The organism is Flavobacterium buctense, assembly GCF_014486695.1.
Taxonomy (GTDB): Bacteria; Bacteroidota; Bacteroidia; order Flavobacteriales; family Flavobacteriaceae; genus Flavobacterium; species Flavobacterium buctense.
This window is the reverse complement of the sequence record NZ_JACTAB010000003.1, coordinates 92,170-107,193: the sequence shown is the minus strand read 5'-3', so window position 1 is coordinate 107,193 and position 15,024 is coordinate 92,170. Positions and strand designations below refer to the sequence as shown.

At 37.7% G+C, this 15,024-nt stretch carries 14 protein-coding genes; 9 read left to right on the top strand and 5 right to left on the bottom strand.

Going from position 1 to position 15,024, the window contains the following annotated elements; all coding sequences use genetic code 11:
• Nucleotides 1-45 precede the first annotated feature (45 nt).
• Nucleotides 46-726, bottom strand: a complete 681-nt coding sequence (locus tag ICG50_RS06300) for a Crp/Fnr family transcriptional regulator (protein ID WP_187660063.1) — start codon at nucleotides 724-726, stop codon at nucleotides 46-48.
• 103 nt (nucleotides 727-829) lie between these two features.
• Between ICG50_RS06300 and ICG50_RS06295 the strand changes: the two genes are divergently transcribed.
• From ICG50_RS06295 to ICG50_RS06255, 9 genes are all read left to right on the top strand, one after another.
• Entirely contained in the window at nucleotides 830-3,205 is a 2,376-nt protein-coding gene (locus tag ICG50_RS06295; protein WP_187660062.1) for a heavy metal translocating P-type ATPase, read from the top strand.
• Between the two features lie 73 nt (nucleotides 3,206-3,278).
• A complete protein-coding gene (ccoS, locus tag ICG50_RS06290) occupies nucleotides 3,279-3,473 on the top strand; it encodes a cbb3-type cytochrome oxidase assembly protein CcoS (RefSeq protein WP_121313422.1) in 195 nt (64 codons plus the stop codon).
• 2 nt (nucleotides 3,474-3,475) lie between these two features.
• Nucleotides 3,476-5,647 (top strand): cytochrome-c oxidase, cbb3-type subunit I, encoded by a 2,172-nt coding sequence (gene ccoN / locus ICG50_RS06285; RefSeq protein ID WP_187660061.1) that lies wholly within the window; start codon nucleotides 3,476-3,478, stop codon nucleotides 5,645-5,647.
• Between the two features lie 5 nt (nucleotides 5,648-5,652).
• Nucleotides 5,653-5,820 carry a CcoQ/FixQ family Cbb3-type cytochrome c oxidase assembly chaperone gene (locus ICG50_RS06280; RefSeq protein WP_121313425.1) on the top strand — a complete coding sequence of 56 codons (168 nt, stop codon included), beginning with the start codon at nucleotides 5,653-5,655 and terminating at the stop codon, nucleotides 5,818-5,820.
• A 25-nt stretch (nucleotides 5,821-5,845) separates the two neighbouring features.
• Nucleotides 5,846-6,784 carry a cbb3-type cytochrome c oxidase N-terminal domain-containing protein gene (locus tag ICG50_RS06275; protein WP_187660060.1) on the top strand — a complete coding sequence of 313 codons (939 nt, stop codon included), beginning with the start codon at nucleotides 5,846-5,848 and terminating at the stop codon, nucleotides 6,782-6,784.
• Nucleotides 6,785-6,814: 30 nt separating this feature from the next.
• On the top strand, nucleotides 6,815-8,236 hold the full coding sequence (gene ccoG / locus ICG50_RS06270) for a cytochrome c oxidase accessory protein CcoG (protein WP_187660059.1): 1,422 nt from the start codon (nucleotides 6,815-6,817) through the stop codon (nucleotides 8,234-8,236).
• Nucleotides 8,237-8,247: 11 nt separating this feature from the next.
• A complete protein-coding gene (locus ICG50_RS06265) occupies nucleotides 8,248-8,694 on the top strand; it encodes a FixH family protein (RefSeq protein WP_187660058.1) in 447 nt (148 codons plus the stop codon).
• 35 nt (nucleotides 8,695-8,729) lie between these two features.
• On the top strand, nucleotides 8,730-9,431 hold the full coding sequence (locus ICG50_RS06260) for a sulfite exporter TauE/SafE family protein (protein WP_187660057.1): 702 nt from the start codon (nucleotides 8,730-8,732) through the stop codon (nucleotides 9,429-9,431).
• A 46-nt stretch (nucleotides 9,432-9,477) separates the two neighbouring features.
• Entirely contained in the window at nucleotides 9,478-9,708 is a 231-nt protein-coding gene (locus ICG50_RS06255) for an HP1242/YdcH family protein (protein ID WP_187660056.1), read from the top strand.
• A 64-nt stretch (nucleotides 9,709-9,772) separates the two neighbouring features.
• Here ICG50_RS06255 and ICG50_RS06250 read toward each other — a convergent pair whose 3' ends face one another.
• From ICG50_RS06250 to ICG50_RS06235, 4 genes are all read right to left on the bottom strand, one after another.
• Nucleotides 9,773-10,138 carry a DUF1304 domain-containing protein gene (locus tag ICG50_RS06250; RefSeq protein ID WP_187660055.1) on the bottom strand — a complete coding sequence of 122 codons (366 nt, stop codon included), beginning with the start codon at nucleotides 10,136-10,138 and terminating at the stop codon, nucleotides 9,773-9,775.
• Nucleotides 10,139-10,162: 24 nt separating this feature from the next.
• Nucleotides 10,163-10,744, bottom strand: a complete 582-nt coding sequence (locus tag ICG50_RS06245) for a TMEM175 family protein (RefSeq protein ID WP_187660054.1) — start codon at nucleotides 10,742-10,744, stop codon at nucleotides 10,163-10,165.
• Entirely contained in the window at nucleotides 10,741-12,135 is a 1,395-nt protein-coding gene (gene rimK, locus ICG50_RS06240; protein WP_187660053.1) for a 30S ribosomal protein S6--L-glutamate ligase, read from the bottom strand. Before rimK ends, ICG50_RS06245 begins: the two co-directional genes overlap by 4 nt.
• An 86-nt stretch (nucleotides 12,136-12,221) precedes the next feature.
• Nucleotides 12,222-14,765, bottom strand: coding sequence for an ATP-dependent Clp protease ATP-binding subunit (locus tag ICG50_RS06235; protein WP_187660052.1), 2,544 nt, complete (start codon nucleotides 14,763-14,765; stop codon nucleotides 12,222-12,224).
• Nucleotides 14,766-15,024: the final 259 nt, after the last annotated feature.

Below are 15,024 nucleotides of genomic sequence, written 5' to 3'. Positions count from 1 at the left end.
CCAAGTCGAAAGATTTGGTGGTTTTTTGTTTAAAAAAAAAGAAAATTAATCGGCTATGCGACGGAGTTTGTTTTTGTCGACAATCTTAATTTTTTTACCAATCAGGTCAATCCAACCGCTTTTCTTCAATTCAGAAAGCAATCTGATACAACTTTCAGTGGCAGTTCCAATCATCCCGGCTAATTCTTCACGCGACAATTGCAAACGAAGCGCGCCATCGGAATCGGTGCCAAAAGTTTCTTCCAAATAAATTAAGGTTCCCGCCAAACGTTCCTTAACACTCTTTTGAGCCAAATCTACCATATGATCATCGGCTTCTTTTAAGTCGCCGCATATGGTTTTCATCACACTCATCGAAAATTGATTGTTTTGGGTAAAGAATTGAATAATCTCTGTCTTCGGAATAAAACAAACCTCCATGTCTTCTATAGCCACGGCACTCAAATTCGCCGGTTCTTCGCTAATCATGGAACGCTGTCCCAACAATTCGCCCGGTTTGACCAATTTCACAATCTGGTCTTTACCATTGGAACTCAATTTGGAAAGTTTACAAACACCGTCCTTTACACAGTAAATGCCATTAGTAATCTCACCTTCTTCAAAAATAGGCTCCCCTTTTTTGATAGTGTAAGAAGTTTTACAATCGGCCATTTTGAGTAGCTCGTCTTTGCTCAACGCTTTTAGAGAACTAAATTGTCTCACAATACATTGTTCACATTTACTCATAGTGTTTTGGGTTTGTTTTTACAAAGATATTCAAAGTATGACAATTATCATATTTTAATTTTAACGCTTGTTTGACCTTTGTCAAAGGTAAAATGAGCAAATTATGAATACATCACAGTGTTTCCATTGTGGTAACGAAATCATAAAAAAAGACGAGATTCTTTTTGACGATAAAAGTTTTTGTTGCAACGGTTGTAAAACAGTCTACGAAATCTTCAGTCAAAATGACTTGTCGTGTTATTATGACTTTCAAGCAGCGCCCGGCGCTACACCACAGGATATTAAGGGCAAATATGATTTTTTAGCCAATGAAGAAATTGTCAACAAACTCCTCGAATTCCAGGAGCGTACAACACATATTGTTTCACTCTACATTCCTCATATTCACTGTAGTTCGTGTATTTGGATTCTGGAAAATCTACAAAGGCTTCAACCGGGAATAGGAGCATCTCAAGTTAATTTTCCCAATAAGAAAGTCAGAATCACTTACAATCCCGAACAGACCAATCTGAAACAAATTGTTGAGATGCTTTGTTCTATTGGTTACGAACCTTACATCAGCTTAGAAAATTTTGATGAAGGGAAAAAGAAAGTAGATCGCTCGCTGATTTATAAATTAGGTGTAGCATTCTTCTGTTTTGGAAACATCATGCTATTGTCGTTTCCCGAATATTTTGAAGTCAATGAGTTTTGGATAGAACAATACAAAGGTTTTTTCCGCTGGCTGACTTTTGCGTTGTCTCTTCCGGCGTTTATTTATTCTGCTTCCGGCTATTATGTCGCGGCTTGGAAAAGCATCAGACAAGGCATGTTGAATATTGAAGTCCCAATAGCCTTGGGTATTGTAGTAATGTTTGTTCGTAGTACTATTGATATTGCTTTTGGATACGGACAAGGTTTCTTCGACAGCATGTGTGGCTTGATTTTCTTTATGTTATTAGGAAAGTTATTCCAACAAAAAACCTATGATTTCTTGTCGTTTGAACGCGATTACAAATCCTATTTTCCGATTGCCATTACTAAGATTTTATCTGATGGAAAAGAAGAAGCCGTTCAAGTTTACGACATCAAAAAAGGAGACAGACTTTTAATTCGCAACCAAGAATTAATTCCTGTTGACGGAATTCTAATTTCAGATAAAACTTCCATTGATTACAGTTTTGTAACCGGAGAAGCCGTTGCTATTGAAAAAAAATCCGGAGATAAAATTTTCGCCGGTGGCAAACAACTAGGCAAAGTCATCGAAATGGAAGTGCTTTTTTCAGTCTCTCAAAGTTATTTAACCCAATTGTGGAGCAATGATGTTTTTCAGAAAAAAGTCGACCAAAAACACAAATCCATCACCGATAAAATCAGCCGCTACTTCACACCGGCATTGTTGCTGTTATCTGTAATGTCTTTTGGCTATTGGATTTTTATAGATGTTTCCACCGCGATTAATGTTTTTACCGCCATATTAATTGTGGCTTGTCCGTGTGCGTTGGCTTTAACAGCTCCGTTTACCTTAGGCAATGTGTTACGCATTTTAGGCAACCGAAAGTTATACCTCAAAAACGCTATCGTCATTGAACAAATGGCCAAAGTAGATACGATAGTTTTCGATAAAACCGGAACCATTACTACAAATGAAAAAACGGCCATCACTTATGAAGGTGATGCCTTGAATGCTTTTGAATTGAAACTATTAAAGAATGCACTCAGAGGTTCAAACCATCCCTTAAGCCGAAGATTATATGATTTTATTCCGTCTCAAGATAAAATGGAGGTGACGCATTTCGAGGAAATCATCGGGAAAGGTGTTTTTGCCGAATTGGGAGAAAACAAAATCAAATTAGGTTCTTCTCAGTTTTTACAACACATGAGTGAAAACACGCATAAGAAAACCAAAGTCCATGTCGAAATTAATGGTATTTACAAAGGCAGTTATGTTTTTAATAATCAGTACCGTAAAGGATTAGAACAATTGTTTGAGAGTTTGGCCAAAAAATACAATCTAATCATATTGTCGGGTGACAATGACGGAGAGCGAAGAATTTTAGAAAAAATGCTTCCGGAAAGTACGGTATTAGTCTTCAACCAAAAACCTGAACAAAAATTAGCTTATATCGACAACCTTCAACAACAAGGTAAAAATGTGTTAATGATAGGTGATGGTTTGAATGATGCCGGCGCTTTGGCACAGAGTAATATCGGAATTTCTATTTCCGAAAATGTGAATGTGTTTTCACCTGCTTGTGACGGGATTTTAGATGCGAGTCAGTTTTCCAAAATAGCTTTCTTTTTGAAATATGCTAAAAACGCCATGATTACTATTTATATGAGTTTCGGATTGTCATTGCTTTATAACGTAGTCGGCTTGAGCTACGCGGTTACCGGTAATTTATTGCCTATAGTAGCGGCGATTATCATGCCTTTGAGTACCATAACCATTGTGAGTTTTGTAACTATAATGAGTAATGTTTTTGCCCATAGAAAATAAAACCCGAAGTATGACAAATGTCATATTTTAAGAATAATCACAGAAGTAATTTTGTCTAACACAAATTAGAGGTATGAGTGTCATTTATATGTTAATCTCGATAAGTATTGTAGTTGCTGTGTTCTTTCTCTACGCTTTTATCAAAGCAGTAAGAGGCGGACAATATGATGACGACTATACGCCATCCGTCAGAATGCTTTTTGACGACGAGCTCGTAAAAGAAACTAACAAAAATCAAATTAATATAACCGAAGAAAAACAATTATAATTATGGAAATGCAACAATTTCAGTATGACAACAAAATTGTAAGGAACTTCATTTATGCCAGTATCGTTTTTGGTATTGTAGGGATGTTGGTTGGGCTAATATTAGCATTTATGTTTTTATTTCCCAATGTCACCAGTGGAATTCCGTTCCTGAGTTTTGGACGTCTCAGACCTTTACACACCAATGCGGTAATTTTCGCTTTTGTGGGTAACGCCATGTTCGCAGGAGTGTATTACTCAATGCAACGTTTGCTTAAAGCCAGAATGTTCAGTGACTTATTAAGTAAACTGCACTTTTGGGGATGGCAATTAATCATAGTAGCCGCGGCGATTACGTTACCGTTGGGATACACCACTTCAAAAGAATACGCCGAATTAGAATGGCCGATTGATATCGCTATTGCTCTAATTTGGGTAGTATTTGGGGTCAATATGATTGGTACGATTATCAAAAGAAGAGAGCGTCATATTTATGTAGCGATTTGGTTCTATATCGCGACTTTTGTAACCGTTGCAGTGCTTCATATTTTTAACAGTTTTGAATTACCGGTTTCTGCCATGAAATCTTACTCGGTGTATGCCGGAGTGCAAGATGCCTTGGTGCAATGGTGGTATGGCCACAACGCGGTAGCCTTCTTTTTAACCACACCGTTCTTAGGAATGATGTATTATTTTGTGCCAAAAGCAGCTAATCGTCCCGTTTATTCCTACCGACTTTCTATTATTCACTTCTGGTCATTAATCTTTATCTATATCTGGGCAGGACCACACCACTTGTTGTACTCTTCTTTACCGGATTGGGCACAAAATCTTGGAGTAGTATTTTCAGTTATGTTAATCGCGCCGTCTTGGGGTGGTATGATTAACGGATTGTTAACGCTTCGTGGGGTTTGGGACAAAGTTCGTACCGATGCCGTATTGAAATTCTTCGTAGTAGCGATTACCGGTTACGGTATGGCCACTTTTGAAGGTCCGATGCTATCCTTGAAAAACGTAAATGCTATTGCGCACTTTACGGACTGGATTATTGCTCACGTTCACGTTGGCGCTTTAGCTTGGAACGGATTTTTATCCTTCGGTATGATTTATTGGTTAATCCCAAGAATGACTAAATCAAAATTGTATTCTGAAAAGTTAGCCAACTTCCACTTCTGGATTGGGACTTTAGGGATTATTTTATATGCATTGCCAATGTATGTGGCCGGATTTACTCAGGCTTCTATGTGGAAACAATTCAAACCGGACGGAACCTTACAATATGGTAACTTCTTGGAAACTGTAACCCAAATTATGCCAATGTATTGGATGCGAGCCATCGGTGGTACTCTTTATTTATTGGGTGTTTTTGTTTTGGTTTACAACATTGTAAAAACAGTAAAACAAGGTTCAGCTATTCAAGACGAACCGGCAGAAGCTCCGGCTTTGGCGGTTATCAGTCCAAACCGTTTGAAAGGCGAAAAATGGCACGCTTGGTTAGAGAGAAAACCGGTAAGATTCATGATTTATACTACTATTGCGATTTTAATAGGTGGTTTAATTCAAATTTTACCAACGATTTTAGTAAAATCAAATATACCGACTATAGCTGCGGTAAAACCTTATACTCCGCTTGAGTTACAAGGTAGAGATTTATACATCAGAGAAGGCTGTGTAAGCTGTCACTCTCAAATGATTCGTCCTTTCCGTTCTGAAGTGGAGCGTTATGGTGAGTATTCTAAATCAGGTGAAAATGTGTACGACCACCCATTCCTTTGGGGTTCTAAACGTACCGGTCCGGATTTAGCAAGAGAAGGTGTTCCGGGTAAACCATTTAATGGAGGTAGAGATGACGTTTGGCATTTTAATCATATGTACGATCCACAAAGTATTTCACCTGGATCCATCATGCCAAGATACCAATGGTTGATTAAAAATGAATTAGATAATTCAACTTTACAAGCCAAAATGGAAGCTATGGTGACTTTAGGTGTGCCTTATTCTAAAGAAGAAGTAGCTAATGCCCTTAAAATTTCTGAGGAACAAGCAGTTAAAATCGAAGCCAGATTATTGGCTAATACTGATATCAAAAAAGCCTTCGGTACAGCAACTGTTCCGTTGAAAGACAGAGAAATCATAGCCTTGATAGCTTATCTGCAAAGATTAGGAACGGATACTCAAGTAAAATCTAAAAAATAAACGTCATGTTAAAATATGTAAAACACAATTTAGAGACGATTGCAGGTGTTGAAATATACCCAATCATTTCACTGACGATTTTCTTTACGGCATTTGTCTTGTTCACCGTTTGGGCAATGACTTATAGCAAGGAAACCATCAAAAAAGTAAGTAACCTTCCGCTGGAAGATTAATTGTTCCAACTTTAAAAGTATAAAAATGAAAAAATTATTTCCATCATACGTAAGAGTTCCACTGATTTTCGCCTTTGTTTTTGGTGCATTGGAATATTTCATAGATTCTGGAGACCGTCCGGCTTTCATCAAGTTTCCAATGGTTTCCCTATTTTTGGTAGTCTTCTTGTTTTTGTTAGTTGCCATTGAAATTGTAGTTAGTGCCATTGATAACATAACTTATCATATGCTGACAGAAGAACAACGCAAGCAATTAGAAGATGTGCAATCGGTTTCGTTTACCGAGAGTAAATGGATTCAGAATTTATTGGAAAAAATGACCCGTTCCAAAGCAATCGAACAAGAAGCTGATGTAATGCTCGATCATGATTATGACGGTATTAAAGAGTTAGACAACGTGCTGCCGCCTTGGTGGGTAAACTTGTTCTATGCCACCATCATTTTTGGGGCAATATATTTGGTAAGATTCCATGTCATGGATGAATATACACAAGCTCAGGAATATGATCAAGAAGTGGCAGCTGCCAATATCGAAATCGAAAAAAACAAACTGAATTCGCCTAAAGAAGAAATCACTTTTGATAAAGTTACGCTACTTACCGATGCGGAGAGTTTGGCGAAAGGGAAAGAAATTTATGTCAATGCCTGCGCCGCTTGTCACAAAGCTGATGGTGGTGGTGTGGTTGGACCAAATCTAACCGATGAACATTGGATCAATGGTGGTGGCATCAAAAACGTCTTTAAGTTGATTGCTGAAGGAAGTAAAAATAATCCAACTATGGTGGCATGGGCCAAAACTTTAGGAACGAAAGAAGTGCAAAAAGTAGCTAGTTATGTTTTGAGTTTGCAAGGCACTAAACCAGCCGGAGCCAAAGCTGCTGAAGGAGAAAAATGGGTAGAGGAAGTAGCACCAAAAGAGGAAGCGGCAGTTGCGAATGATACCACAAAAGTTGTGGCAAAATAATTCGAATTAAATTTTTAATTCAACAACAAAATGGAAAACAATATCCCGGATGAAAGTTTTAGAGACAGCATCTCAACTATTGATGCTAAAGGGAAGAGAGTATATGTTCATCCAAAAAAACCTTCGGGTCCGTTTTATGATAAGCGAAAAATAGTCAGCTATTTATTGTTAGCTTTTCTATTATCAGCACCGTTTATCAAAATCAACGGCAATCAGTTCTTACTTTTCAATGTAGTCGACAGAAGGTTCAATATTTTCAGTTTCCCGTTTTGGCCACAAGATTTTCACTTGTTCGTAATCTCTATGATTATTGGAGTAGTGGGATTGGCTTTATTTACGGTGGCTTTTGGTCGTATTTTCTGCGGTTGGTTTTGTCCGCAAACTATTTTTATGGAAATGGTTTTTCGCAGAATCGAATTTTGGATTGATGGTGACCGTGCCCAACAAATGCGATTGTCAAAACAGGTTTGGGATGCCGAAAAGATTAGAAAGCGCGTGACCAAATGGATAGTGTTTTTCATCATCTCATTTATCATTGCCAATGTGTTTTTGGCTTATCTAATAGGAAGTGATGAACTAATTGAATTCATTAAAGAAGGTCCGGCCAAAAATGCCGGTACGCTCATCGCATTATTGATTTTTACAGGAGTTTTCTACTTTATTTACGCTTGGTTCAGAGAGCAAGTTTGTATTATCGCTTGTCCATATGGCAGAATGCAAGGCGTTTTATTAGATAATAAAACTATCAATGTCGCTTATGACCATGTTCGTGGCGAAGGAGAAAACGGTCGCGCCAAATTCAATAAAAACGAAGACCGAAGCGCCTTAGGTAAAGGTGATTGTATCGATTGTAAAGTCTGCGTACACGTTTGCCCAACCGGAATTGACATTAGAAACGGTGTACAATTAGAATGCATCAATTGCACCGCTTGTATCGATGAGTGTGATTCGATTATGGAGAAAGTAGGCTTGCCTAAAGGACTAATCAGATACGCCAGTGAAGACGAAATTGTGAAAAAAGAACCTTTCAAGTTAACGACCAGAATGAAAGGGTACATTGCGGTTTTGGCCATATTAATTGGGGTTTTTATTGGAATGTTATTTTTAAGAAATGACGTAGAGGCCACTATTTTACATGCACCCGGACAATTGTTCCAACATGATGGTGACAAAATCAGTAACATATACAATTACGATATTATCAATAAAACCGAAAAAGAATTTGACCATGTCACTTTCAAACTTGTGGAACCAAAAGGAGAAATTACACTTGTCGGTAGTCCATTTGCCAAAGTCCCTAAGCAAGGTATGGCCAAAGGAACTTTCTTTGTTAAGATTCTGGAAAGCCATTTACAAGGCGAAAAAGTCGAATTGAAAATTGAAGTTTATAATAATAAAAAATTAATAGAAACCACCACGACCAATTTTGTTGGTCCGCGAAATTTCAACTAAAAAATATAGTCATGAAAATCAATTGGGGAAAAGGAATTGTAATAGCTATTGCATTGTTCATGTGTTTCATTTTATACTTTGTTGTTAAAGTACAATCGGATACTCAATACGATAACGAAATGGTTACCGAGCAATATTACAAAAAAGAAAAACTGGTTCAAGGCAACATTGAAAGCATTCAAAACGCTAACAGTTTAACCGAGAAAGTAGCCATTACCAAAACAGTAAATGGAGTAGTGGTGCATTTCCCAAAAGAATTCGACTACTCAAAAATTAAAGGAAAAGTATCCCTATATAGACCGTCCAACCAAAAGCTGGATTTTGAAATCCCTATTTCGCTATCCGGTTTTGATTTGCTCATACCTAAAAACAATCTGGTTGGCGGTCTTTGGGGTATTACTGTGGCTTGGGAATACGAAGGCAAAACTTATTTAAATAAAGAAGAGGTTTATTTCTAAAAGGTCTAACAATCTGTCAATCCAATAATCTAACAATGCTTTACACAGCACTTATCTTCGGCTTAGTTTCCAGTTTACACTGCATTGGCATGTGCGGACCTATTGCTATGATGTTACCGGTTGATAGAAATAATCCAACCAAAAAAGCATTGCAAATTCTATTGTACCACACCGGAAGATTGACTGCCTACGCGACTTTAGGATTGCTTTTCGGAGTATTAGGCAAAGGATTATACCTTGCCGGTATGCAACAGCGTTTTTCTATCGTATTGGGAATATTAATGATTTTAATAGCTATCGTACCGGAAAAGATTTTTGCCCAATACAATTTTTCTGAACCGATTTATAAACTCATTTCTAAAGTAAAAAGCAGTTTAGGAAGTCAATTTAAACGCAAAACACCCGATGCCTTTTTTACCATTGGTATTTTTAACGGATTATTGCCCTGTGGATTGGTATATGCCGCCTTGTTTGGAGCCATTGCTATGCAAAATGTGACGCTTGGAGTAACATATATGTTGCTTTATGGTTTGGGAACAATACCTTTAATGAGTGCTGTGGTTTACATAAGTAGTATTTTGTCTATGCCTTTTAGAAGCAAATTACAAAAGATAGTGCCAATAATTACAGTAGTCATTGGACTCTTGTTTGTACTGCGTGGGATGGGCTTAGACATAGCTTATATTTCTCCAAGTACTATGCATTTGTTTGTACAAGCTGAAGCCAATTGCCATTAGTTAACCAACAATCTTAAACTATTTTAAACACTAAAATTCATAACCCATGGAAAAACACGATTTATTACACGAGTTCCCGGAACATAAAGAAAGAATACACGAACTAAAGATTTCAGATGTTCATTTCAGAAAATTATTTGACGAGTATCACGAAATTGAACACCAAATTCACCGAATTAACATGGGTTCAGAAATTGCGAATGACAAATTTATACATGAATTAAAGGCCAAATTGTTATTCTTAAAAGACGAAATTTACGCGCATTTAAGTAAATAGATTAGAAGTTAATTGAGTTGTTAGCCACGTTGAAAGACGTGGTTTTTTTTGTGATAAATGCAAGTTAAATTTTCAAGCCAAAACTCAACAATCCTAAAATTGCCGGAACCGCTTGCACAAAGAAAATCCTTTTAGAAGCTGTCAGCGCACCGTAAATACCGGCTACTAGAACACAGCTCAAGAAAAACAAGGCTATATTTCTGCTCCAATCAACATCAGTAATTAGTAATGACCATATTAATCCAGCGGCAAGAAAACCATTATACAACCCTTGATTGGCAGCCATGACTTTGGTCTTTTCAAATTGGTCTTCCGGAATGGTTTTGAAAACTTTTCGGCCACGTGTTGTCCAAGCAAACATTTCGAGCCAAAGAATGTAAATATGCAAAACAGCAATAAATCCGATGATCATTTGTGAGAGTAAGTTCATATTATTTATGTTTCAGGTTATGCATTATTCTTTTTCGATTAAAATCTTTTCAATCCTTTTGTCGGGAACCAACCATATCAAGGCTACCAGTATATAAATGGCACCTGAAATTTCAGTATAAAATAGGGAAGCCACAACTGCAATTAAGTATAAAATAACCGAAGCTTTTCCTTTAAAATCTTTTCCTATGGCTTTAGAAAGTAAGGAGTCTTTACCATGGTGTTTTAAAATAAAGGTTTGTAGTATGAAATAAGCAATGGCATTCATCAACAAAATAATACCATAAAACATCATCGGAAAAGGAGCAAAGTGATGTTCACCAATCCAAGCGGTAGCAAATGGTATCAATGACAACCAAAACAGCAAATGCAAATTAGCCCAAAGAATATTCCCGTTGACATGCTTAACAGTGTGCATCATATGGTGGTGATTGTTCCAATAAATTCCAACATAGATAAAACTCAGAATATAGCTCAAAAATTTATGAAACAAAGGAATTACTGCTTCAAAAGTGGTTTCCGTCGGGACTTTAAATTCCAACACCATGATGGTGATTATAATCGCTAAAACGCCGTCACTAAAAGCTTCTAGTCTGTTTTTATTCATGTTGTCTGTGTTCTGAAATCTGCTTTGCTCTTAAAATTTTTCTCTATCGCCTTAATCATTTCACCGGCAATATCTTTATTAGTGGCGCCTTCTATACCTTCAAGTCCGGGAGATGAGTTGACTTCCAATAATAGTGGTCCTTTTGATGACCGAATGATATCCACACCGGCCACTTTTAAATCCATGGCTTTAGCGGCTTTGATAGCGATTTTCTTTTCATCCGGTGTTGGTTTAATTACCGATGCGGTTCCGCCCATATGGATGTTGGCTCTGAATTCACCGGCGGCCGCCTCTCGTTGGATGGCTGCAACGACTTTCCCGTCAACCACAAACAAACGCAAATCTTTTCCATTGGCTTCTTTAATGAATTCTTGTACCAAAATATTTGCATTTAGACTTTTAAATGCATTGATTACCGATTCTGCTGCTTTCTTAGTTTCAGCCAATACAACGCCTTTCCCTTGTGTTCCTTCGAGTAATTTTACAATCAGCGGCGAACCGCCAACCATTTTTATTAAGTCATCGGTATCCAAAGGCGAATTCGCAAATCCTGTAGTTGGAATATCTACGCCGTGGTGTAATAATAATTGAAGTGAAAACAGTTTGTCTCGCGATTGGGTTATCGCTGCCGCTGAATTCAAACAAAAGACTTTCATAGCTTCAAACTGGCGTGTCAAAGCACAACCGTAAAAGGTAATGCTCGGTCGGATTCTCGGAATGATAGCATCAAAATTGTCTAGAATTTTTCCGCCTCGGTAATGAATTTCGGGTTTGTCGGCATCGAGCTTCATATAACATTCCTTGATGTTCAAAAAATGCATTTCGTGTCCACGCATTTCTCCGGCTTCCATGATGCGTTTGTTGCTGTACAATTCGGGATTGCTGGCGAGAACACCGATACGCAACCCGGATTTAACAGTAATAGAATTTTGATACAAATCTTTTAAGCTTTCGGTAGAAGTTTGTCCCAATAAATATTTTTGTTCCGGGTCGACCAATATTCTGCCACTCATCGCTTCACGTCCTAACAGCATGCGGAAACCCATGGAATCTCGGTTGGTTAAGGTCATTTCAATTTCCCAAGTATCGGTTCCGATGCACAAATTGGTTTTTATCACATAACGTTGTTCGCGAAAACCGCTTGAGCTTTTGACTATGCGTTTGTCAACCAACTTGGCTTCACAGTGGATCACGGTTTTGAGATTATTTTGAATAGGGTTGATGTCAAATTTCACCCAGTTTTCGGAATCTTTCAGAAAAGGGGCAATATTAATGGCATGCAGTGCCGAAGTTTTCGCCCCCGAATCAACACGAGCTTTGATGGCCGGAATGCCGAGTTCGGGAAACGAACACCATTCTTCGGAACCTAATATGATTTTGTTTTGTGGCATGAATAAAAAATTAAAAAGCCACGAATTTTCGAATAAAACAGTGATACATTATTCGTTAATTCGTGGCTTGTAAAGATTAAACTATCTTATTTTGTTGGCTTTTCAGCTTTTTGAATCGTAACGGTCAACTCTTGAGCTGATTCATCTAAATCCATAAAAATTTCATCACCGGAAGCTATTTTCGAAGTGATAATTTCTTCGGCTAAAGCATCTTCTACATATTTTTGAATGGCTCTTTTTAGTGGTCGAGCACCAAATTGTTTGTCAAAACCTTTGTCGGCGATAAACGCTTTGGCGGTATCAGAAAGGTTCAATTTATAACCTAACTCTTCCACACGAGTGTACAATTTTTTCAATTCGATTTCGATAATCAAATCGATGTCGTGTTTTTCCAACGGGTTGAATACGATTACATCGTCAATTCTGTTTAAGAATTCAGGCGCAAAGGTTTTTTTCAACGCGTTTTCAATTACACTTTTCGAGTTGTCATCGGCTTGCGCAATTTTAGCAGCGGTTCCGAAACCAACCCCTTGACCGAAGTCTTTCAACTGACGCGCTCCAACATTCGAAGTCATGATGATAATCGTGTTTTTGAAATCGATTTTTCGACCTAAACTATCAGTCAAATAACCGTCGTCCAATACTTGTAACATCATATTAAACACGTCAGGATGCGCTTTTTCGATTTCGTCTAAAAGGACAACACAATATGGTTTTCTACGAACTTTCTCGGTCAATTGTCCGCCTTCTTCGTAACCCACGTAACCCGGAGGCGCACCGATTAATCTAGAGATGGCGAATTTTTCCATGTATTCACTCATGTCGATACGGATTAAAGCATCTTCAGAGTCGAATAATTCTTTGGCCAATACTTTCGCTAATTGCGTTTTACCAACACCGGTTTGTCCTAAAAAAATAAACGAACCAATCGGACGATTCGGATCTTTTAATCCGGCACGATTTCTTTGGATGGAACGAGAAATTTTCAGTACCGCTTCGTTTTGACCGATTACTTTTCCTTGAATTAATTCCGGTAAATGGGCTAATTTGTTGCTTTCGGTTTGGGCAATACGATTCACCGGAATTCCCGTCATCATCGACACTACATCGGCAACATTGTCTTCAGTTACGCGAATTCGGTTGCTTTTGGAATCTTCTTCCCATTGTTCTTGCGCAATGGCCAAGTCTTTTTCTAAGCGTTTTTCGTCATCGCGTAATTTAGCAGCTTCTTCGTATTTCTGTTTTTTAACGACAGAGTTTTTCAAGTCGCGCACTTCTTCCAATTGACGTTCCAAATCCAAAATTTGTTTGGGCACATCAATATTGGTAATGTGAACTCTCGAACCCGCTTCGTCTAAAGCATCAATCGCTTTGTCCGGAAGGAAACGCTCCGACATGTAGCGGTTAGTCAATTTTACACACGCTTCAATGGCTTCGTCGGTGTAAATTACGTTGTGATGGTCTTCGTATTTGTTTTTGATATTGTTCAAAATCGTAATCGTTTCTTCTACCGAAGTAGGTTCAACAATTACTTTTTGGAAACGTCTTTCTAACGCACCGTCTTTCTCAATGTATTGTCGGTATTCGTCGAGCGTTGTAGCTCCGATACATTGTATTTCGCCACGCGCTAACGCCGGTTTAAACATATTTGAGGCATCTAACGATCCAGTGGCACCACCGGCGCCAACAATCGTGTGGATTTCGTCAATGAATAAAATGATATCGTCGTTTTTTTCCAATTCGTTCATCACGGCTTTCATTCTTTCTTCAAATTGTCCGCGGTATTTGGTACCGGCAACTAAGGAAGCTAAGTCAAGCGTCACGACTCTTTTGCCAAAAAGAATACGCGATACTTTCTTTTGAATGATGCGCAAAGCCAAACCTTCGGCGATGGCAGATTTACCTACACCAGGTTCACCAATCAGTAACGGATTGTTTTTCTTTCTTCGGCTTAAGATTTGAGAAACACGCTCTATTTCTTTTTCACGACCCACAACAGGATCGAGTTTGCCTTCCTCTGCCAATTCGGTTAAGTCACGACCAAAATTATCCAAAACGGGAGTTTTCGATTTCTTGTTGGTCTTATTGGCCGGATTATTAAAATTGCCTTCTTTTAGTCCATCGTCTTGACCGGAATCGTCATTGAAGGATTCGTTTCTTGGCAAGTTGTCTGTAAAATCTTCTTCGTTTGGTGTCATGTTCAAATATTGTTCTTTTACTACGTTGTAATCTATTTTTAGACGGTGCAGTAGTTTGGTTGTAGGATCATTTTCGTTTCTTAGAATACACAAAAGCAAATGAGCAGTACTAATAGAAGTTGCTTGAAATACTTTGGCTTCTAAAAATGTTGTTTTTAAGGCGCGTTCCGCTTGACGGGTCAAGTGTAAATTCTTCTTTTCGTTACTAATTTCAACATTAGGATTAGCCGGGCTTAGGATTTCGACCTTTTTTCTCAAATGATCTAAATCAACAGACAGGTTATTTAAAATAGCAATCGCTTTACCATTTCCATCTCTCAGGATACCAAGCATCAAATGTTCTGTACCTATAAAATCATGGCCTAAGCGTAAAGCTTCTTCCTTGCTGTAGGTTATAACATCTTTAACTCTTGGTGAAAAATTATCATCCATATAAATATATTATTGGTATTGTAAATTTAGTTATTATGAATGGTTCTAACAAAAATCATTCCGCCTAAAAGTACTGTCAGCTAATTGACAAAAAAAAAGCCAATAATAAAAGCACTTATCCCACTATTTTATTAACCAAAAAAAGCGCCTATTTTGTTAATAAATCATTAAAATTTATGGCCTAAAATTAGCTTCAAAAGCTATAAATATTCTATATTAGCACGTTTTGAATTTAAACTAATTTTTTATTAATAATTTA